This is a genomic window from Riemerella columbina DSM 16469, assembly GCF_000374405.1.
Lineage (GTDB): Bacteria > Bacteroidota > Bacteroidia > Flavobacteriales > Weeksellaceae > Riemerella > Riemerella columbina.
On record NZ_KB894217.1, the window covers coordinates 141,774 to 162,585 of the forward strand.

At 34.9% G+C, this 20,812-nt stretch carries 20 protein-coding genes; 12 read left to right on the forward strand and 8 right to left on the reverse strand.

Annotation, left to right across the window (positions count from 1 at the left end; genetic code table 11):
• Positions 1–583 precede the first annotated feature (583 nt).
• The 12 genes from C237_RS0100740 to C237_RS0100795 all read left to right on the forward strand — a co-directional run bounded on the left by C237_RS0100740 (position 584) and on the right by C237_RS0100795 (position 14,084).
• The gene (locus C237_RS0100740) at positions 584–1,417 is read left to right on the forward strand and encodes a DUF3347 domain-containing protein (protein WP_018674569.1); all 834 of its coding nucleotides are present in this window, start codon (positions 584–586) and stop codon (positions 1,415–1,417) included.
• A 51-nt stretch (positions 1,418–1,468) separates the two neighbouring features.
• A complete protein-coding gene (locus C237_RS0100745; RefSeq protein WP_018674570.1) occupies positions 1,469–2,182 on the forward strand; it encodes a heavy-metal-associated domain-containing protein in 714 nt (237 codons plus the stop codon).
• 13 nt (positions 2,183–2,195) lie between these two features.
• Positions 2,196–4,406: a multicopper oxidase family protein gene (locus C237_RS0100750; protein ID WP_018674571.1), complete on the forward strand. Its 2,211-nt coding sequence runs from the start codon at positions 2,196–2,198 to the stop codon at positions 4,404–4,406.
• 58 nt (positions 4,407–4,464) lie between these two features.
• Positions 4,465–4,623, forward strand: a complete 159-nt coding sequence (locus C237_RS14420; RefSeq protein WP_018674572.1) for a hypothetical protein — start codon at positions 4,465–4,467, stop codon at positions 4,621–4,623.
• A gap of 76 nt (positions 4,624–4,699) precedes the next feature.
• Positions 4,700–5,356 carry a PQLLE family protein gene (locus tag C237_RS0100760; protein ID WP_018674573.1) on the forward strand — a complete coding sequence of 219 codons (657 nt, stop codon included), beginning with the start codon at positions 4,700–4,702 and terminating at the stop codon, positions 5,354–5,356.
• A gap of 209 nt (positions 5,357–5,565) precedes the next feature.
• Positions 5,566–6,171: a GNAT family N-acetyltransferase gene (locus C237_RS0100765; RefSeq protein ID WP_033398506.1), complete on the forward strand. Its 606-nt coding sequence runs from the start codon at positions 5,566–5,568 to the stop codon at positions 6,169–6,171.
• Positions 6,172–6,328: 157 nt separating this feature from the next.
• Positions 6,329–6,673: a MerR family transcriptional regulator gene (locus C237_RS0100770; protein ID WP_018674575.1), complete on the forward strand. Its 345-nt coding sequence runs from the start codon at positions 6,329–6,331 to the stop codon at positions 6,671–6,673.
• Positions 6,674–6,684: 11 nt separating this feature from the next.
• Entirely contained in the window at positions 6,685–8,040 is a 1,356-nt protein-coding gene (locus C237_RS0100775) for a ComEA family DNA-binding protein (protein ID WP_018674576.1), read from the forward strand.
• Positions 8,041–8,096: 56 nt separating this feature from the next.
• Positions 8,097–8,576: a cytidine deaminase gene (cdd, locus tag C237_RS0100780; protein ID WP_018674577.1), complete on the forward strand. Its 480-nt coding sequence runs from the start codon at positions 8,097–8,099 to the stop codon at positions 8,574–8,576.
• A 211-nt stretch (positions 8,577–8,787) separates the two neighbouring features.
• On the forward strand, positions 8,788–10,572 hold the full coding sequence (gene rpsA / locus C237_RS0100785) for a 30S ribosomal protein S1 (protein WP_018674578.1): 1,785 nt from the start codon (positions 8,788–8,790) through the stop codon (positions 10,570–10,572).
• A gap of 146 nt (positions 10,573–10,718) precedes the next feature.
• Positions 10,719–12,032 carry a M16 family metallopeptidase gene (locus C237_RS0100790; protein WP_018674579.1) on the forward strand — a complete coding sequence of 438 codons (1,314 nt, stop codon included), beginning with the start codon at positions 10,719–10,721 and terminating at the stop codon, positions 12,030–12,032.
• Positions 12,033–12,041: 9 nt separating this feature from the next.
• Positions 12,042–14,084, forward strand: coding sequence for a M16 family metallopeptidase (locus tag C237_RS0100795; protein WP_018674580.1), 2,043 nt, complete (start codon positions 12,042–12,044; stop codon positions 14,082–14,084).
• Positions 14,085–14,208: 124 nt separating this feature from the next.
• Here the strand turns inward: C237_RS0100795 and C237_RS0100800 are convergent, their stop codons facing one another.
• The 8 genes from C237_RS0100800 to radC form a co-directional block, all read right to left on the reverse strand.
• A complete protein-coding gene (locus tag C237_RS0100800; RefSeq protein WP_018674581.1) occupies positions 14,209–15,174 on the reverse strand; it encodes a YeiH family protein in 966 nt (321 codons plus the stop codon).
• 13 nt (positions 15,175–15,187) lie between these two features.
• The gene (locus tag C237_RS0100805; protein WP_018674582.1) at positions 15,188–16,264 is read right to left on the reverse strand and encodes a chorismate mutase; all 1,077 of its coding nucleotides are present in this window, start codon (positions 16,262–16,264) and stop codon (positions 15,188–15,190) included.
• Between the two features lie 8 nt (positions 16,265–16,272).
• Positions 16,273–16,761 (reverse strand): hypothetical protein, encoded by a 489-nt coding sequence (locus tag C237_RS12585; protein ID WP_018674583.1) that lies wholly within the window; start codon positions 16,759–16,761, stop codon positions 16,273–16,275.
• Positions 16,762–16,871: 110 nt separating this feature from the next.
• Positions 16,872–17,957, reverse strand: a complete 1,086-nt coding sequence (gene dnaX, locus C237_RS0100815) for a DNA polymerase III subunit gamma/tau (RefSeq protein ID WP_018674584.1) — start codon at positions 17,955–17,957, stop codon at positions 16,872–16,874.
• A 95-nt stretch (positions 17,958–18,052) separates the two neighbouring features.
• The gene (locus tag C237_RS0100820; protein ID WP_018674585.1) at positions 18,053–18,667 is read right to left on the reverse strand and encodes an inorganic pyrophosphatase; all 615 of its coding nucleotides are present in this window, start codon (positions 18,665–18,667) and stop codon (positions 18,053–18,055) included.
• A gap of 4 nt (positions 18,668–18,671) precedes the next feature.
• Positions 18,672–19,190, reverse strand: a complete 519-nt coding sequence (locus C237_RS0100825) for a DUF7935 family protein (RefSeq protein WP_018674586.1) — start codon at positions 19,188–19,190, stop codon at positions 18,672–18,674.
• Between the two features lie 32 nt (positions 19,191–19,222).
• On the reverse strand, positions 19,223–20,119 hold the full coding sequence (locus C237_RS0100830; RefSeq protein ID WP_018674587.1) for a hypothetical protein: 897 nt from the start codon (positions 20,117–20,119) through the stop codon (positions 19,223–19,225).
• A complete protein-coding gene (radC, locus tag C237_RS0100835; protein ID WP_018674588.1) occupies positions 20,116–20,793 on the reverse strand; it encodes a RadC family protein in 678 nt (225 codons plus the stop codon). Before radC ends, C237_RS0100830 begins: the two co-directional genes overlap by 4 nt.
• Positions 20,794–20,812 lie beyond the last annotated feature (19 nt).

Below are 20,812 nucleotides of genomic sequence, written 5' to 3' on the forward strand. Positions count from 1 at the left end.
ATGCCCTCCGCCCTCACGCGTAGCACCGAAAAAAACAACGAAAGAAATTTACAATTTCACAAAGAATAATTTCAGTAAGAACTTGGTTATTTGAATAAATAAGTTGTACCTTTGTTCCGCTTTTATGAAAAAAATATATTACATACTTATAATTTTTCTAATGACTATTCCTTTGAATAGGTTATCGGCATGTAATAATATTACCCCAACTAAAAGTGAAATTCCGTGTCATATAAATTCCAGCGAATCAGCTAACAAACAATCTTGTGATTCGCACGATAATGATAACAACACAAACCATTGTAATGGCAGTTGTAATAATAATTGTCATTGTCCTGCATCGGTAAATATTTCTATCCCTATTAACAATTTTACTACCCCTTTAAACTCGGTAGTTATTTATACAAAAGAAACAAATTGGGCATATCATAATAATATGCCTGAACCTGTTTATCTTCCCATTTGGCAACCACCCAAAATATAAGTTAAAACCTATCTATACAGCCATAGGTATATCCTGTTCACTACAAATAAATCTTCATTTGTAGACAATAACTTATATAATAATTTTAAAATTAAAAAAATGAAACCAATAATTAAATCTTTGGTAGCATTACTAATGCTATCCAACGCAGTATGCTATGCACAAAATATAAAAAATAAAAAGACAACAACTGTAAAAGTTTATGGAAATTGTGAAATGTGTAAAAGCAGAATAGAAAAAGCAGGAAATAAAAAGAGAGAAATCTTTATAGATTGGAACAAAGAAACCAAAATAGCTACTATTTCCTATGACAGTTTAAAAACAAATGAGAGCGAAATATTAAAAAGAATTGCTTTATCAGGGTATGATAACGAGCAATTTCTATCACCCAATCAGGCTTATGACAATTTACCAAACTGTTGCCAATACAATCGTGCAAAAAACTTTAGTTACAATAATTCAAATCACTCAGAGCACCATTCAGAGAAGAAAAATATCAAACAGAATGATTTGAAAGCAGTGTTTGATAATTATTTCAATTTGAAAGACGCCCTTATAGAATCAGATAAAGAATTAGTGTCCATTAAGGCTAAAGAATTAGGGAAATCATTAGAAAGTATAAAAATGAGTGAATTACAAACAGATATACATAAAGTTTGGATGAAAGTAATGGAAGCCTTAAAGACACAGACAAAAAGTATAGCTAATAGCAAAGATATACAAACACAGAGGATACACTTCATCTCACTTTCAGATGATATATATTCATTGCTAAAGACTGCAAAATATGAAGTACCCGTCTATCATCAGCATTGTCCTATGGCAAATAAAGGCAAAGGAGCAAATTGGTTAAGCACAGAAAAAGTAATTCAAAACCCCTATTATGGGAATACAATGCTTAGATGTGGAGAAACAGTAGAAACAATCAAATAGACAATGAGGGCGAAATGAAAGGTCATTTCGCCTACTCTAAAACAAAAAACAATGAAACATACATATAAAATTACAGGTATGACCTGCGAAAGTTGTGAGGCTAAAGTAAAATCAGCTTTGTTAATGGTAGAAAATGTAATATCTGTAGAAGTATCCAAAGAAAAAAATTTAGCAACTATTACAATGGACAAACATATACCATTGGCAAAATTAAAAGAAAGTTTAGCACCGAAATACAATATCATTGCAGAAGAACATAAAGAGAAAGCAGAAGAAGTAAAATCATGGTTACAAACTTACAAACCAATACTACTCATTTTTGCCTATATTTTTGGAGTTACTTTACTCATTCAGCTCAAAAACAAAAATATTGACTCGTTAGAATGGATGCGTCATTTTATGGCAGGATTCTTTTTAGTTTTTTCTTTCTTCAAAATGTTAAACCTAAAAGACTTTGCCAATACTTATCAGATGTATGATATTGTCGCAAAAAAAATTCCCATTTGGGCATATATCTATGCTTTCATAGAATTACTCTTAGGAGTTGCCTATCTTATTGATTTTAACCCCATAATTACCAATAGCAGTGCGCTTATCATTATGCTTATAAGTATTATAGGAGTAGTACAATCTTTATTAGATAAGAAAAAAATTCAATGCGCTTGTTTAGGAGCTGTTTTCAATCTTCCTATGAGTACCATTACAGTAATTGAAGATGGACTTATGATTGTAATGAGTGCATACATGTTATTTCAATTAACCTAAAAATAAAAGTAAAATGAATAATAAAGCACATAAAAGAATACTATCAATAGTAGCAATACTATTGATGATAACCACTAACATTTACGCGCAAAATGTAGTGCGTTATGAACTAACAGTTACAGACACCATCGTTAATTATTCAGGTGTAGAAAAAAGAGCAATTGCAGTAAACGGACAAATTCCAATGCCTACTCTCACCTTTACAGAAGGAGATATTGCAGAAATCGTAGTACACAATCAACTAAAAGAAAGTACTTCCTTACATTGGCATGGCTTATATGTCCCAAATAAAGAAGATGGCGTACCCTACCTTACACAAATGCCTATTGAACCCAACCATACATTTACCTATCGTTTCCCCATCACCCAAAATGGCACACATTGGTATCACAGCCATAGTGGAATGCAAGAACAATTAGGCATGTACGGCTCACTAATATTAAAGAAAAGGGAAAGCGACCCAACCTTTAGAAAAGGAATCGATGACTTACCACAAGTTCCCATAATCTTAAGTGAATGGACAGACATCAAACCCGAAAATGTACATAGAATGCTACACAATGCCAACGATTGGGGAGGAATTAAAAAAGGCTCTGTACAAAGCTACTCAGAAGCAATAAAAGCAGGACACTTCAAAACAAAATTAGAAAACGAATGGAAACGAATGTTAGCAATGGATGTAAGCGATGTATATTATGATGCCTTTCTAATAAATGGACTAAAGCAAAGCAGGCTATCACACCTAAAAAGTGGAGATAAAGTACGACTTCGTATAGCTAACGCAGGAGCATCATCATACTTTTGGCTTACCTATGCAGGAGGTAAAATAACAGTAGTAGCCAATGACGGGAATGATGTAGAGCCAATAGATGTAGACCGACTCATCATTGGAGTATCCGAAACCTATGACATTATAGTTACTATTCCAAAAGAGGGCTTAGCCTACGAACTTCTTGCTACACCCGAAGACCGTACAGGTTCTGCATCAATCTATCTCGGAAACGGCAAAATCCAATTAGAAAACAGACTTCCAAAGCTCAATTACTTTGAAGGTATGAAAATGATGAATAATATGATGAATTTAGATGGCAGTATGGACGATATGGGAATGAATATGAGTAATCAGAAAATGGATATGAACACCGTGATGTACCCCGAGATAACAACAAAAAAATCAAAACACACGAGCCATACACACAAAAACTCAGAAAATATCATCACCTTAAACTACGGAATGCTAAAAGCCACCAACCCAACCACACTTCCTAAAAATGCCCCCGTAAGAGAATTACGATTTGAATTAACAGGAAATATGAATCGGTATGTATGGAGTATGGATAATAAAGTCCTTTCCGAATCAGACAAAATACTAATTAAGAAAGGAGAAAATGTAAGAATCATACTATATAATAATTCTATGATGCGACACCCTATGCACCTACACGGTCATGATTTTAGATTACTCAATGGACAAGGAGACTACGCACCACTCAAAAATGTTTTAGACATACTACCAATGGAAACAGATACTATTGAATTCAATGCAAACTTAGAAGGCGATTGGTTTTTTCACTGCCATATCCTATACCACATGATGTCAGGAATGAATAGAGTATTTACCTACCAAGACCAAGCACCTAACCCATATCTGCCCGACAAAAAATGGGCTTATAAAAAACTACAAAAAGAAAGCAATCAATTTCACTTTATGTTTGAAAATGATTTTGCTACCAATGGCAACGATGGAATGATGATGATACAAAATACCCGTTGGAGTATAGGTACAGAATGGAGATTAGGCTATCACAAAGAACACGGATTTGAAGTAGAAACACACATCGGTCGGTATATAGGCGAAAATCAATTCTTTATGCCATTCATTGGCTTTGATTGGAGATACAGAAAACAAGACGGAGAAGTCGAAAAGAATATATTCGGTCAAGCCAATACAAAAGACCAACGAGCCGTAATAAGCATTGGAGCTGAATATATCTTGCCTTGGCTGATAACCCTACAAGGAGAGATATTCCAAGATGGGAAAATCCGTTTCCAACTAAAGCGAGAAGATATACCAATTACGCCAAGATTAAGATGGGCATTTATGCTAAATACTGACAAAGAATATATGTCAAGTTTCAAATACATCATAACCCGAAACATTGCTCTCTCTACACATTACGATAGTGATATGGGAGTCGGTATAGGGGCAACTTTCACTTATTAGAAAATATAATAAACAAAAAAGGTCTCTCAAACAGGAGACCTTTTTTCTACAATCATCTGTGGACATATATAAACAAATCGGAGCAATGCAAGAACGACTCGGAGCAATGCAAGAACGACTCGGAGCAATGCAAGAACGACTCGGAGCAACACAAGAATGGCTCGGAGCAACACAAGAATGGCTCGGAGCAACACAAGAACGACTCAGAATAATATAGAAATAGGTGTGTTTATAGTAGATATTAAATTTTTTTCATAAATTTACATCAATACTAATTTTAAAAACCAAATCCTATGAGAACAAGAAAATTATCAGAACTACAGTACCTCGAAAACTACCGAGTTTTATTTACCAATTTAGAGGAGGTAAAAGATTTAAAAACCGAATTAGTAGACTACGGCTACGACGATGCCAAAATCGCCGAAGGCAAAGCACTATTCGACCACACACAACAACTCTACGACCAAAACAAACAAGAAACCGCCGAAGAAAAAGAAGCCTACGCCCAATTTTCCGATGCGTTTAGTACCCTAAAGAAAGCCTACAGCAAGCATCGAAAAGTAGCCAAAGTCGCCCTAATGAAAAAGCCCGAACTTTGGAAAACCCTCGCCCTCGATGGCAGCCTATCCGCCGCTTACCTAAAAGCAATGCAAGAAATCAAAACCTTTTACCAGCAAGCCCAAAGCCACAGTGAAGCCAACCCCTTATTAGAAAAGTTTAAAATCAACAAAGAGGCAGTCGATACCCAAGTCGCACAAATTGAAAAAGTAGAAAACCTACGCGCCAAGTACGAAAAAGAAAAGGGCGAAAACCAAAACGCTACTCAACAGAAAAACAAAGCCTTTGCCGAGCTTTCCGATTGGGTGCGAGAGTTCTACGCCGTAGCTAAAATTGCTCTGGAAGACCGCCCACAGCTACTGGAAAGCATCGGCAAATTCGTAAGAAGTTAAAAAATCATTTAAAACCCATTTAAAAGGCCTTTCATATCTTTGCAAAGGTCTTTTTTAAATTAAAACCCATCAGAACAATAAAATAACTTATAGAAGTAAAAGATGCCCCCCCCAATCATAGACATCCACCGTGATTTACTAATTTACTTAACCGAATGAACTAAAGAACAACATCAGCCACAAAAATGTATAAACTTACTATCAAGACAATGGAAATAATGTTACAAAAAGAATATTACTTAGAAAATTCTAGAGTATTGCTAAAACCTTTATCCATAGAAGATGTAAATCATCTAGTGGACATTGCCATTAACGAACCCGAATTATGGAATTACACCTTAAGCAGACTCAACACCAAAGAAAAACTAACCGAATACATCGCAAAAGCCATCGCTGATAGAGAAAATGGAATCTCTTATGCTTTCAGCGTTTATGACAAGCAAAGTCAGGCTTATGCAGGATGTACAAGATTGTATGATATCAATTTTATTCACAAAACATGTGATATAGGCTTTACTTGGTACGGCAAAGACTTTCAAGGAACTGGGCTCAACAAAAACTGCAAATATTTACTGTTCGAGTTTACTTTTGAAAAATTAGTAATGGAAAGAATTCAGTTTAGAGCAGATAAAGATAATATTAGAAGTATAAATGCTATCAAAAGTCTCGGCTGCACAGAAGAAGGCATCCTTAGAAGTAATATGTATAAACCCGACGGAACCAGAAGAGATAGTATGATCCTGAGTATTTTAAAAAATGAGTGGAACTCTTGTGAGAAAGAGAAATTAAGAAATAAAATAGGAATGGGGAATTAATCTTCAATATTTTTTCTTGAAGGTCTAATAAGTATATAAATCTGAATTTGAGACATGAAGTTTTAACTTTTAGTTTTAATATCTTTTGAAGATTTCATAGGTTAGATTTAGCATAATATCAAAATTATTATTATATTTGTAATCAATAGATTTACGAATGAAACTCAATTTGCCAGAAAAATTATATTATTCCATTGGAGAAGTTGCTAAAGCATTTGATGTTAATACCTCTACCCTACGCTTTTGGGAAAAAGAGTTTCCTATTCTTAAGCCTAAAAAAAACAAGAAAGGGAATCGGTATTTTACCCCTAAAGATATAGAAAACCTAAAGATGATTTATCATCTAACCAAAGAAAAAGGCTACACTTTAGATGGTGCTAAAATTGCACTAACTACCAATGAAACGATTGGCGAAACGATAGAAATTATTGATCGCTTAGAATATGTAAAATCTGAGTTGCTAAAACTGAAAGAGGCCTTGATGGAAAAAGATCCAACTTAAAATGTAATGATATGAAACCCAAAGGTCCACAACTGCCTTTTAAAATCTATAAGAAACAACTTATAGGTTGGGGTACTATTGGGCTTTTGATTTTAGTACTTCAAATATTCTTTTATTTTTACAAAATCTATCAAACTACCGAAGTACCCAAAGTCACATTCGTAACAGAACCACAGGAAACTCAACCATTAAACTTAACCCCGTTCAATCCAAATGAACTCAATGCAGAAGACTGGAAAAACTTAGGGTTTTCAGAAAAACAAGTCCAAACCATTTTGAAATATAAAGATGTGGTGGGCGGTACATTCCAATCCAAAGCACAATTGGCAAAATGTTATGCCATTTCAACAGAAAAATTTGAAACACTTAGCCCATACATTCAACTACCAGAAGAACATCACTCAAAGTCCTATAGCACCTATCCACAGAAAGAATATGGTATAAAAGTGCATCAAGCATTTAACCCAGACCATTATCAAGTGAAAGATTGGATGGCATTAGGGTTTTCGGAAAAACAAGCCCAGTCTTTTATTAAATATAAAAACTATCTGGGTGGCAGTTTTATCAGTAAAGAAAAACTCAAGGAATGCTATACCCTTAGCCCAGAACATTACCGCAAATTAGAGCCTTATCTTATATTGCCAGATAAAATCCCTGAGCATGATACAAATTATAAAAAAAGTAATAATCCTCAATTTAAAAAGCAAAGAATTAATTATCAACCTTTTGACCCTAATCAACTAAGCTTAGAAGGATGGCAGGCTTTAGGGTTTTCCGAAAAGCAAGCCCAAGTGATTTTGAAATATAAAAACTACCAACTAAAAGGGCAAATTAAAACTTTGGAAGACCTACAAAAGTGTTTTGTAATTTCGGATGAAAAATTCTCAGAATTAAAACCTTATATTCAGTTAAACCCAATTACTAGTACAAAAGAAATGATAAAAACAGAGGTACCACAAGCCCCCAAAGTGGTTACCGACTTTTCAAAGGTGGGTATTAATGAAATCACTTACGACCAACTTATTGAATTTGGATTTTCACCAAAAGCCGCTAAAAGTTATCTTGGATTTCGTAAAATTTTAGGTGGTTTTGCCAAGCCTAACCAAATTTTTGACACCTATCATATTGATAAAAACTTAGCTCATAAATTAATTTTAACTTGTCCATTCGATGAAACCAAAGTCAAGAAATATAAACTCGCAACAGCACCCGAAGACTGGTTAAAAAAACACCCTTATTTTAAATATTATGCGGATAAAATCATCTATTATCGAATTTCTTACCCTGATGATAAAAAGATTTTAAAATTCATTAACCCTAAGCCTCAATATTTAGAAAAAATGAAATGGTATTTACAAGAAGATTAAATTTGTACATCTATTAAAAAAGAATTAATTTTACAGCCTATTTATTAAATCTTACAATGCAGAAGACATTTCAAATCGATTTCGAAGTTTTTGAAAACGAACACACATTAAACGATATTGAGCAACAACTCTTTAAAGCAGCTAAAGAAGCAAGAGCCAACGCCTATGCACCTTACTCGCAATTTTTGGTTGGTTGTGCTATTTTGTTAGAGAATGGCGAAATTATATCTGGAAGTAACCAAGAAAATGCAGCCTACCCTTCTGGACTTTGTGCCGAAAGAACTACAATTTATTGGGCTTCTGCTAACTATCCTAATGTAGAAATAAAAAAACTTTTTGTAATTGGAGCGCCAAAAGATGCTATTACTTCTACCGCTATTCCACCATGTGGTTCCTGTAGACAAAGCATTCTAGAGTATGAAGCTAAACAAAAAACACCAATAGAAATCTATTTTGCATCGGTAGAAGGCGAAATCTACAAAACCAAATGTATCAGAGATTTACTACCGTTTTCTTTCGATCAATCCTTTCTTTAACCTGAGTAAATTAAACCTCTAACCATCAATAGGTTTCAAGATTTTAAAAAACTTAATTTTCTCATTGTCAGTCAGAAAAAAAACAGTATATTTGCACCACTTTTTACGGATGATTTGAGCAAAAGTATTAACCCAAAATAACTAACATCTTCAAAACCCATTTTCCGTTTTAGCTCAAAAAAATGTGCGTTTTGGATACAAATTTTTAATTATGTCAGAACAGACAAAACAACAAGAAGAGGTTCTAATGAACCAAAATGTAGCTCCTGAAAACTTTGATTGGGATTCTTTTGAATCAGGTCTTAACGCAGAAGACAGAAGCGAAAAAAAAGAACTAGAGGAAATCTACAAAGGCTCTCTAAGCGACTTAGAAGAAGACGATGTAATCGTTGGTAAAGTCGTAAGATTAACAGACAAAGAGGCTATCGTAGATATCGACTTTAAGTCGGAAGGAGTAATCTCTCTAAATGAATTCCGTTACAACTCTGATCTAAAAGTTGGAGACGAAGTAGAAGTAATGGTAGACAGAAGAGAGGACAAAAATGGTCAGCTTCAATTATCTCACAAAAAAGCAAGAATGCTTAAAGCATGGGATAAAGTGAACCACTTCCACGAAACTGGAGAAGTAGTAAATGGCTATGTAAAATCTAGAACTAAAGGTGGTATGATTGTAGATGTATTCGGTATCGAAGCATTCTTACCAGGGTCTCAGATTGATGTGAAGCCTATTAAAGACTACGATCAGTATGTAGGTAAAACTATGGAGTTCAAAGTGGTAAAAATCAACCCAGAATTCAAAAATGTGGTGGTATCTCACAAAGCACTTATCGAAGCGGATATTGAAGATCAGAAAAAAGAAATCATCGCTCAGCTTGAAAAAGGTCAAGTTCTTGAAGGAACCGTTAAAAACATTACTTCTTACGGAGTATTCGTTGACCTTGGTGGCGTAGATGGATTAGTACATATCACCGACTTATCTTGGTCTAGAGTGAACCATCCTTCTGAAGTTCTAGAAGATGGACAAACTATTAAAGTGGTAATCCTAGACTTTGATGAAGATAAAACTAGAATCCAATTAGGTATCAAGCAATTGGAACCACATCCATGGGATTCTCTAGATGAGAATATGAAAGTGGGTGATAAAGTAAAAGGTAAAGTGGTAGTTCTTGCTGACTATGGTGCATTTGTAGAAGTTGCGCCAGGTGTAGAAGGCTTAATCCATGTATCTGAAATGTCTTGGAGTACTCATTTAAGAAGTGCTGGAGATTTCGTAAAAGTTGGAGACGAAGTAGAAGCTCAAGTATTGACTTTAGACAAAGAGGAGAGAAAAATTTCTCTTGGTATGAAGCAATTATCTGAAGACCCATGGACTAATATCCAAGATAAATACCCAGTAGGTTCTAAGCACACAGGTACTGTAAGAAACTTTACTAACTTTGGTGTATTCGTAGAGCTTGAAGAAGGTATCGACGGATTAATCTATATCTCTGACCTTTCTTGGACTAAGAAAATCAAGCACCCATCTGAATTCTGTAGCGTAGGCGACAAATTAGATGTTGTTGTTCTTGAACTAGATGTAGATGCTAGAAGATTATCTCTTGGACACAAGCAATTAACAGACAACCCTTGGGATAAATTCGAAACTAAGTATGCAGAAGGTACTGTACACACTGGTACTGCTACTGATGTATTCGATAAAGGTGCTCAAGTGAAGTTTGAAGATGCTGAAGTAGAAGCATTCTGCCCTTCTAGATTATTAGAAAAAGAAGACGGTTCTAAAATCAAAAAAGGAGAAGAAGCTGAATTTAAAGTAATTGAATTCAACAAAGAGTTCAAAAGAGTAGTCGTTTCTCACACTGGTCTTTTCCGTGAAGAAGAAAGAAAGAATGTAAAAGAATCTGCTTCTAAAGTGTCTTCTTCATCAGAAGAAAAGTCAACGCTTGGAGATATCGATGCTTTAGCAGAATTGAAAAAGAAAATGGAAGAAGGGAAATAATCTCGTCTAACATTTAATATATTAAAACCACTTCAATTAAGAAGTGGTTTTTTCGTTTTTAAGCCTCTGCAAAAAAATAAAATTGCTTAAATTTGTAACAAATTCTATATTACATCAACTAATATTTTAAAACAAATACTTATATAATGAAAAAAAGATTTTTTTCTTTAGCCATTGCCGCTTTTATAGGGTCTTGGCTAAATGCACAACAAATTAAATTTGAAGAATATGACCTTCCTAATGGATTGCATGTGATTCTTCATCAAGACAACTCAGTTCCTGTCGTTACAACTTCCGTAATGTACCATGTAGGGGCTAAAGATGAGCAAGAAGGTAGAACAGGCTTTGCACACTTTTTTGAGCACCTTTTATTTGAAGGTACCCCAAACATCAAAAGAGGAGATTGGTTTAAAGTTGTAACTTCTAATGGAGGAAGCAACAACGCCAATACCACTGGTGACCGTACTTATTACTATGAAACTTTCCCATCTAATAACGAACAACTAGGACTTTGGATGGAGGCAGAAAGAATGAGACATCCGGTAATCAACCAAATAGGCGTAGATACTCAGAGAGAGGTAGTAAAAGAGGAAAAAAGAATGAGAATGGACAACCAGCCTTATGGTAACCTTTTCGATAGTATCCTAAAAGCACTATTTAAAAACCATCCTTATAAGGGAACTACGATTGGTTCTATGGAAGACCTTAACTCTGCAAAACTAGATGAGTTTCAAAATTTCTTTAAAAAATATTATGTACCTAATAACGCTACATTGGTAGTAGCAGGAAACATCCAGCCAGAGCAAACTAAAAAGTGGATTAGCGAATACTACGGTTCTATTCCAAAAGGTGCAGAAATAAAGCGTAACTATAAAATGGAAACGCCTATTACCAAACCTGAAGAAGTAACGGTATACGATAATAATATCCAAATTCCTGCTTATATTTTTGCTTATAGAACGCCTTCTAACAAGATCAAAGATGCCTATGTACTAGATATGCTAGGTACTTATCTCAGTGGTGGTAAATCTTCTGTACTTTATAAAAAATTAGTAGATGAAGATAAAAAAGCCCTACAAGTACAAGCTGCAAATATTGGTATGGAAGACTATGGTGCATTTGCATTTTTTGCTTTGCCTATGGGGGACACTTCTAGAGATACTTTAGAAAAAGATATCAATGCTGAAGTGAAAAAACTTCAAACGAATTTAATTTCTGAAGAAGATTATCAAAAACTTCAAAATCAGTACGAAAATCAATTTGTAAATTCTAACTCTTCCATTGAAGGAATTGCCCATTCATTGGCAGATAGTCATGTACTAAAAGGAGATACCAACCTTATCAATAAGGAAATAGACATCTACCGTTCTATTACGAGAGAGGATTTAAGAGAAGCAGCTAAGAAATATCTTAATCCTAACCAAAGAGTTACCATCAACTATATGCCACAGAAAAAATAATATTGAATCATGAAAAATTTAAAATATATCGCTGCTGCATTCTTAATTTCAGGAATGATATCTGCACAAAAAATAGACCTTAACGCAATGCCAAAGCCAGGTCCTACCCCAACGATAAACATTGCTCAGCCAAAAACCTTTACCCTTAAAAACGGACTTACTGTAATGGTGGTAGAAAACCATAAACTACCGAGAGTGAATGTAAGTTTGTCTATGGACCACCCACCAATCTACGAAGGCGATTTAGTTGGTATCAGTGGAATTATGGCAGACCAGTTAGGTACTGGAACAACCTCCATGAGCAAGGAAGACTTTAATAAAAAAGTAGATTTCCTTGGTGCTAGATTAGGATTTAGCAGTAGTGGTGCTTATGCCAATTCACTTTCTAAATATTTTCCTCAAATCATGACTTTAATGTCAGATGCCATTATTAATCCTAAATTTTCGGCAGAGGAAGTTCAAAAATCTAAAGAAAGAACGCTAGAATCTCTAAAAGCAGATGAGAAAAACGCTAATGCTATTGCAAATAAAGTATCTGATGCTTTAACATATGGTAAAAACACAGCTAGAGGTGAGTTTGAAACAGAAGAAAGCATCAAGAAAATTCAACTGAAAGATGTACAAGATTTCTATAAAAAATACTACGCTCCAGATAATGCTTACCTAGTTATTGTGGGAGATGTAAAATTTGAAGAGGTGAAGCGCCAAGTAAAAAAAGAATTTAGTGCTTGGAAAAAATCTGGTGTTAAAATCACTGCTCCTACTCCAGCCAAAAATGTTGCTAAAACAGAGATTAATGTAGTTAATGTGCCAAACGCGGTACAATCTATCATTGAGGTGAACAATATTTCTAACCTCAAGATGAAAGATCCTTTATATTTTGCTGGTTCTATGGCTAACTACATACTTGGTGGTGGTGGTGAGGCAAGGCTATTCATGAACTTAAGAGAGAAAAACGGCTTTACTTATGGGGCATACTCATCACTTTCAACTAGTAAATACTCTCCTAAATTTTCTGCAGAGGCTAGCGTAAGAAATGAAGTTACAGATAAAGCTGTAATGGAGTTTATGAAAGAATTAAATGGCATTGCCATGGTAACACCAGAAGAGCTAAAGCGAACCAAAGCTAAGATGAAAGGTAGCTTTATTATGTCTCTAGAAAAACCTGAAACCATTGCAAGATTTGCATTACAACAAAAAATTCAGGATTTGCCAAAAGATTTCTATACCAACTATCTAAAATCTATTGATAATGTTACTGGAGCACAAGTTGCAAAAGTAGTAAAAGAAAATATTCTGCCGAACCAATCTAGAATTGTAGTAACAGGAAAAGCAACGGATATTGCTGATGGCCTAGAAAAATTAGGTTATACTGTAAAGTATTACGATGCCTATGCCAATCCAATCCAAAAGCCTACCGCCCAAAAAGTAGCTGCTGATGTAAATGTAGCCAGTATCGGGAAAAGGTACATAGATGCTATCGGTGGAAAAGCTAATATTGAAAAAGTAAATACTTTAACAACCAATGCCTCTGCCACAGTGCAAGGTATGCCTCTAGAAATGACCTTGGTACAAGCTAAAGGTGGAAAAATGATGATGGATATGAAAATGATGGGAAACACTATGCAAAAGATTGTATTTAACGGAACAGACGGCTACATCATGGCTCAAGGTCAAAAAATACCAATGCCAGAGGAAGCGAAAAAAGAAGCGGCTAAAAGTAAAGAAATCTTCCCAGAGTTAAACTTTGCTGATGGTGGTGATTATGCGTTAAAAGGTATTGAACAAATCAATGGTGAAGATGCTTATGCTGTAAAATCTGGGAAAACTACTTATTTTTATAGTGTAAAATCTGGGCTTAAAATCGGAGAAAATAAAACGGAGAAAATGGGCGATAAAGAAATGACCATCCCAACAGTATATTCTGATTATAAAGAAGTATCTGGAGTAAAACTACCATTTAAAATCTCACAAAATATGTCTGGTATGGACATTACTTTTGAAGTTAAAAGCTACGAAGTTAATAAAGCTAGTGATGCAGATTTTAAATAATAAATTTTAAACTTAATTAAACCGCCCAGTTATCAAAATTTTGATAACTGGGCGGTTTTGATTTAGCAAAATAACAGATTATTTTTGCATCTAATTAACATATAGTAGCTTTAGAGACTGTCATTTACCTACTTAAGATTACATATAAAGCACTGATAGAAATAAACAGCCACAGCAATACCGCTTGTAGCAATGGTTTTATACCTACGGTTTTTAATGCCTTTAAACTTAGTCCTGCACCGATAAGAAATAAAGTCAGGGTTAATCCTCTTTTGGAGAGTATTACAATCAGTTGATTAAATTCTGTCATGGCTGGGACGAAGGTATTAATCAACATGGCTACTACAAATCCAAATATAAAATAAGGAATTTTAATTTTTGGTTTAGGCAGATTTTTATCTCTAGTTTTTTGCTGCTGACGCCCCAAGAAAGCGTATCCTAGCGATAATGGAATAATCCATAACGCCCGTTCCAACTTAATAGTAGTCGCAATTTTAAGAGCCTCATTACCATATTTCTGTGCTGCTCCAACGACTGAACTGGTATCATGAATAGCTATGGCAGACCACAAACCAAAGTCTGCTTGGCTCATCTCAAGCCAATGTCCTACCAATGGAAAAATAAATAATGCCAATGAGTTTAAAATAAATATACTGGCTAGCGCTACGGAAGTTTCATTGTCATCAGAGTCTATAACGGGGGCTACCGCTGCAATAGCACTTCCACCACAGATGGCTGTTCCAGAGGAAATCAAAGTACTGGTCTTTTGTGGCACTCTAAGCCATTTTCCTAAGAAATAGCCTAATATCAAAGTCGTAGCAATAGATACAATGGTAAATAATAAGCCTTGTTTCCCTGCTTTAGCTGCTTCAATAATATTCATTCCAAATCCTAAGCCTATAATGGAATACTGCAATAAAAATTTCGTAAGTTTACCATTGTGCTTCATAAATGGGTGCCCTAGCAGCATACTGAAAACAAACCCTATAAATAATGCCTCTGGTGCATCTACAATAGGGGTACAGCAAAAAAGCCCTACAATAATGAATAGGATTTTTCTATATTGTAGAGTTACTTTATTTTCAAACATAATCGTATTTGGATTAGTCTAACATCACTTTATTTTGAACTTCTATCGATTCTTCGTGGATGGCTTTAAATATTTTTTCTATAAAATATTGTCCCATCCCAGTTTCTTCAGCTTTTTGAGCCGCATATTCGGTAATCACTTTCCAGCGTTCTGGTTGGAAAATAGCAATATTATTTTCTTTTTTTAGCGTTCCTATTTTTTCAGAAATTTTCATTCTATTGGATAGCAATTCCATCAACTGAAAGTCTAAATCCGAAATCAAAGCACGGTGTTTTTCCATTTCGTCTTTATAGCCAGAGATATCGGAAGTTCGCACTTGTAATCGAGCTATCATATCGCCAAGTACTTCTGGCGTTATTTGTTGAGCCGCATCACTCCAAGCTTTATCAGGAGTACAGTGGGTTTCAATCATCGCCCCTTCGTAGCCTAAGTTTAATGATTCTTGAGTAACATCAAACAGCCCTTCCCTATTCCCACAAATATGCGAAGGATCTACAAACATCGGAATATTAGGAAACTGATTTTTAAAGTCTAAAGCAATCTGCCAATTCGGAATATTTCTGTATTTTGTTTTTTGATAGGTAGAAAATCCACGGTGAATTACACCTATATTATGAATATCCTGCGCTACCAATCGCTCTACGGCACCTATCCAAAGCGATAAATCTGGATTAACAGGGTTTTTTACCAATACTGGTTTTTGCGTTCCTTTAAGAGCAATCGCAATTTCTTGAACTGTAAAAGGATTTACCGTAGAACGCGCCCCAATCCATAAAATATCCACATCGGCTTCTAATGCGGCATAGGCATGATGAGCGTTGGCGACTTCGGTAGCCGTTTTAAATCCAAATTCCTCTTTTACTTTTTTTAGCCAACTTAAACCAATGACTCCCACACCTTCAAAAGACCCTGGTTTTGTTCTCGGCTTCCAAATTCCAGCACGGAAGACTTCTACTTTTGGGGCATGCGTTTTAATGCGTTCTGCCGTTTCCAACATTTGGCTTTCGCTCTCTGCACTACATGGTCCGGCTATAATCATCGGCTGAGTAAATTCATTCAGCCATTCGTTTTTTAAATCTGTTAATGTCATGTATTTTATTAATTAAAATCGAAATTCATCATATCATTTAGGTCTTTTAGTAGCGGGTTTACTTTCATCATTTGCTTAAAAATCTCTCGCTTGGTATTACCTTTATTGATAATGATTTGTTGTTCATTTTTTTGATAGAAGAGTTGTATTCTATAATTTTTATATTTGTGTTTAAAGTGACTCAGGAAATCGTCCTTTACCTTATCAAACTCTACCCTTGCCGACTCCGAAATATATTCTAAAGTGATTTCATGCTCATCGGTTTTATGAAGTGTAAAGTTTTGAATGGCATGATAAGCCACAATATTTTCTTTTGATAACCGCTTAAGAAAAACCTTCCATTCATTCTCTACATCGGTATTGCTAAAATGACCGTCTGGTAAATCTTCCTCTACAATTTTATGGTCAGATTCTTCTTCTTTTTCAGTTTGGTTTAAGGCTTCATTAATGCTAAACAAAGATTGTACTTTAGCCTGTGCTATGGGTTTATCAGACACTTTAATCCGACTATGTGGCGCATCTTTTACAAGATTGATATGGTTCGTTTTATTCGATTGTGGTTCTGATGATGATTCTGCATGCTCTACCTTATGATTTGGCGGTAGTATTAAGAACTTTTTTTTTTAGAATCTTGAGTAGATTGCGTTAAACTAGACAGTTGCATCAAAGCAATTTCTACCGTCAGTCTTGGATTTTTAGAATTTTTATAATTGATATCGGCATGGTTGCAAATTTCAATGGCATCTACCAATTGTTGTGCCGACCACATTTGACTTTGTTCAGAAAACTTAGCTTTTGTATTCTCACCAATCTCTATTAAATCCAAAGTCATTGGATTCTGCGCCATCATTAAATCTCTAAAATGATTGCCCAATCCTGCTATAAAAATATGCGGATCAAATCCTTTTTTTACAACCTCATTAAAAGAAGTAAGGACTTGAGGAATTTCACCTTTATGTGCTAAATTTACAATGTTAATATACTGGTCGTAATCTAAAATATTTAAGATTTCCGCAGCCTTGGCTAGGGTAATATTCTTTTGGGTAAAAGTTACCAATCTATCAAAAATAGAAAGTGCATCTCTAAGGGCACCATCGGCTTTCTGAGCCACTAGGAATAAGGCATCATCTTCGTAAGCCACCCCTTCTTTTTCAGCAATATTCTTTAAATGATTTTGGATATCCTCAATGGTAATACGCTTAAAATCATAGATTTGACAACGCGATAAAATAGTCGGGATAATCTTATGCTTTTCCGTTGTCGCTAATATAAAAATAGCGTGTGCTGGCGGTTCTTCCAATGTTTTCAAAAAGGCATTGAACGCCGCAGACGACAGCATATGCACCTCATCTATAATATAAACTTTGTATTTTCCAATTTGCGGAGCATACCTCACTTGGTCGGTAAGTTCCCGAATATCATCTACCGAGTTGTTAGACGCCGCATCTAACTCAAAAATATTATACGCAAAGCCATCTTCACTGGTAGCCCCATCTTTCTCGTTGATTTTACGAGCTAAGATTCTAGCGCAAGTTGTTTTACCCACTCCTCTTGGACCACAGAATAATAAGGCTTGAGCCAATTGGTTTTCCTCTATGGCGTGCTCCAAAGTATCTGTAATATGTGATTGCCCCACAACAGTATCAAACTCTTGGGGACGATATTTTCGTGCAGATACAATGAAATTTTCCATTCGTCAAAAATAGGTAAAAATAGATAAACGATGCAAACTTTAATTAAAATTAACCGCTTAAAAATGCAATTTATTTTAAGCGGCTCAATTTATTATTACGAGTTACCAAAATTAGTTTTGTAATCCTGTAATGAAGCTTCTACCACTTTTTTAGCGTGTTCAGCACCATAAGTTTCATCAATTTTACAAGACGCCTCTTCGTAAGGTAAATTCTTGTAAGTCAAGAAATAATGCTTTAATCTTTGCACCTCTGCATCTGGCAATTCACTAATGTCTCGGATGTGTCCATAAGACTGGTCGCCTACCATCACGGCAATGATTTTATCATCCGCTTCGCCTTTATCAATCATTTTAAATCCACCAATTGGAATAGCGTCCATCAACAGATTTCCAGCGTGGATATGGTGAGAGCTAAGTACACAAATATCTAGTGGGTCATGGTCGCCCATTGTTACATCGGTAGCACCGCTTTCAATAGCCAGTTTTTTCACCTCTTCGTCGCAATAAGTTTGAGGGACAAATCCGTATAATGCGGGGATGATATTAGAAAACTTTTGCGGTCTATCCACTTTTAAATAGCCACTTTCCTTATCCACTTCATATTTAATCGTGTCCGAAGGTACAATTTCTACATATACCGTTACCACTTCTGGGGCTTTATCTCCAGCTGAAATTCCATGCCATGGGTGTGCTTTAAATTTTGGATTCATTTATTTAATGTTTTTGATTATTCTTAATTTCTTTTCTTAATAACTCTAATACTACTCCCACATGGTCTTCGCCTTCCATATAGTTCATGATGAAAATTGTTTTAAACTCGTCTAATGGTGTGGTAGTATTGAGATTTTCATAAGTTAATTTCAATCGTTTTATTACCTCATTTTTTACCATTACAATGGCATCCCAAGTATCTTTATTAAAATAAATTTGTTGAGAAATATTGTATTCAAATTCTTGATTGATAGACTTTTTCGTTAAAAACATAAACTCATGAGGGGCTAAATCCGCATCAAAATTTTTAATGATATTGGCGGGTTTTATACGCTCTAGAAAAATCGCCATGCGTTCATACGCTTGGGTGTTAATGACTGTTCCTTTTTGGGATAGCCTCCACTTCAACTCTTGCTCTTTAGTACGCATATAGAAATGTAGTCCTTGCCTCAATAAAATGAGAAAAGGAATTGCCAGTAATAAGGCAAAAGCATAAGGTAAATATGAACTATATATTGGCATTTTAAAGAAAAAATAGACGCAAATTTAAGAATTTAAATTGATTTTTGGAAAATTAAATTTTTAATCATCTCCAACTTGGAATTTTGCAGATAGGCATAGGTTTCCATTTTTGCACCAAAACGCTTGTAAAACATTTCTATTGAAGGAATATTACTCCCAAAACAACTAAATTCGGTATCCTCAATAGTATGTTGCAAAATATAATCTATAACCAAAGATGGAGCGTTGGATGAAATGGATTTATCATTAATAAAACCCAATAAATAATTTCGCCGACTACCACATAAAATCATAGCAACCGAGCATAGTTGCTGGTCTTTTTTCACCTCATAAATGTTAAGCCATTCCTGGTCATACAATCGCCTAAGAATTTCAAAATAATAAGATTTAAGCCGCTCTGTTTCTATGCCTAAAATATGTTGGTCAAAAAATGATTTATAATCGTTAATATTTTTGCCTTGCGATAAATTTAAACCTATATTATTTTTATCTTGAGGTCTTATATTTCGTCTTCTATTGGTAGAATATTGTTTTAAAACCTCCCTATATGGTGCTGATGGGATATAGTAATTTTTTCTTCTTTTTAATGAATTGGGCAATTGATTTTTAGCGTTAAATGCATAATAATATACATTGTAGTGTGTTTTTAAATCATGATAAAATGTTTCGTTCAACGACATATCATCCACTTTAGAAAAAACACCTAATTGCTGAATTAATGGTGGAAAAATCACGAATTTAAGACCTAACTTTCGCTTGATAGGCACAGGCATTACCGCCTCATAATTATTTAAAATAAGAAACTCCCAATTGTCGTGAGTGGTTTTTAAATACTCCAGTTCTGCTTGGAATTCATATTGTGCCGATGTCCTTAGACATTGGGTATAGCATACTGCATCTAAATTCTGGGTATCCACTTTTCTTATCATAACAACCCTTCATCTAAAAAACTAAAATACTGCTGCTTGGCAATGATGATATGGTCAAGCACTTTGATATTTAGAATCTGACCTGCCTTTACTATCTTTTGGGTAATGGTTTTGTCTTGTAGACTTGGCGTTAAACTGCCTGATGGATGATTATGCACCAATATGATTCCCGTAGCATAACGCTCGATAGCCAATTTAAACAGCAATCTTAAATCCACCACAGTTCCCGTAAGTCCGCCTTTTGATAAGGCTTCTTTATGAATTACCTGATTATTTTGATTCACTAACAATACCCAAAATTCTTCTACTAATAAATCCGAAAGCAAAGGTTGCATCAGTTCAAATACCATCTGGCTGCTTTTGATACTGGCGCGCTTTGGAAATTCTTGTAATGCTCTACGCCTTCCAATTTCTAGGGCGGTAGCAATGCTTATGGCTTTTGCTTCTCCTATGCCTTTAAACTTTTTTAAATCTTCAATAGAGGCTTCACTAAGCAGATGCCAATTGTATTCGTAATATTTCAAAATATCTCTTGCCAATTCTACTGCCGTTTGGGTTCTGTTGCCACTGCCCATAATAATTGCCAACAATTCCGAATCCGAAACCGCCCCCTTCCCTTTCGTGAGAAATTTTTCACGAGGTCTATCATCTTCGGAAAGGTGTTTTATAGACATAAGCGAATTTAATAAAGTG

Bases quoted from the DNA above. Each gene is read 5' to 3' on its own strand.
- C237_RS0100745 (WP_018674570.1), top strand. From the start codon at position 1,469: ATGAAACATACATATAAAATTACAGGTATGACCTGCGAAAGTTGTGAG.
- C237_RS0100830 (WP_018674587.1), bottom strand. From the start codon at position 20,119: ATGATAAGAAAAGTGGATACCCAGAATTTAGATGCAGTATGCTATACC.
- C237_RS0100820 (WP_018674585.1), bottom strand. From the start codon at position 18,667: ATGAATCCAAAATTTAAAGCACACCCATGGCATGGAATTTCAGCTGGA.
- C237_RS0100775 (WP_018674576.1), top strand. From the start codon at position 6,685: ATGAAACCCAAAGGTCCACAACTGCCTTTTAAAATCTATAAGAAACAA.
- C237_RS0100805 (WP_018674582.1), bottom strand. From the start codon at position 16,264: ATGACATTAACAGATTTAAAAAACGAATGGCTGAATGAATTTACTCAG.
- C237_RS0100825 (WP_018674586.1), bottom strand. From the start codon at position 19,190: ATGCCAATATATAGTTCATATTTACCTTATGCTTTTGCCTTATTACTG.
- C237_RS0100740 (WP_018674569.1), top strand. From the start codon at position 584: ATGAAACCAATAATTAAATCTTTGGTAGCATTACTAATGCTATCCAAC.
- C237_RS0100795 (WP_018674580.1), top strand. From the start codon at position 12,042: ATGAAAAATTTAAAATATATCGCTGCTGCATTCTTAATTTCAGGAATG.
- C237_RS0100760 (WP_018674573.1), top strand. From the start codon at position 4,700: ATGAGAACAAGAAAATTATCAGAACTACAGTACCTCGAAAACTACCGA.
- rpsA (WP_018674578.1), top strand. From the start codon at position 8,788: ATGTCAGAACAGACAAAACAACAAGAAGAGGTTCTAATGAACCAAAAT.
- C237_RS0100750 (WP_018674571.1), top strand. From the start codon at position 2,196: ATGAATAATAAAGCACATAAAAGAATACTATCAATAGTAGCAATACTA.
- dnaX (WP_018674584.1), bottom strand. From the start codon at position 17,957: ATGGAAAATTTCATTGTATCTGCACGAAAATATCGTCCCCAAGAGTTT.
- cdd (WP_018674577.1), top strand. From the start codon at position 8,097: ATGCAGAAGACATTTCAAATCGATTTCGAAGTTTTTGAAAACGAACAC.
- C237_RS0100790 (WP_018674579.1), top strand. From the start codon at position 10,719: ATGAAAAAAAGATTTTTTTCTTTAGCCATTGCCGCTTTTATAGGGTCT.
- C237_RS0100800 (WP_018674581.1), bottom strand. From the start codon at position 15,174: ATGTTTGAAAATAAAGTAACTCTACAATATAGAAAAATCCTATTCATT.
- C237_RS0100770 (WP_018674575.1), top strand. From the start codon at position 6,329: ATGAAACTCAATTTGCCAGAAAAATTATATTATTCCATTGGAGAAGTT.
- C237_RS0100765 (WP_033398506.1), top strand. From the start codon at position 5,566: ATGGAAATAATGTTACAAAAAGAATATTACTTAGAAAATTCTAGAGTA.
- radC (WP_018674588.1), bottom strand. From the start codon at position 20,793: ATGTCTATAAAACACCTTTCCGAAGATGATAGACCTCGTGAAAAATTT.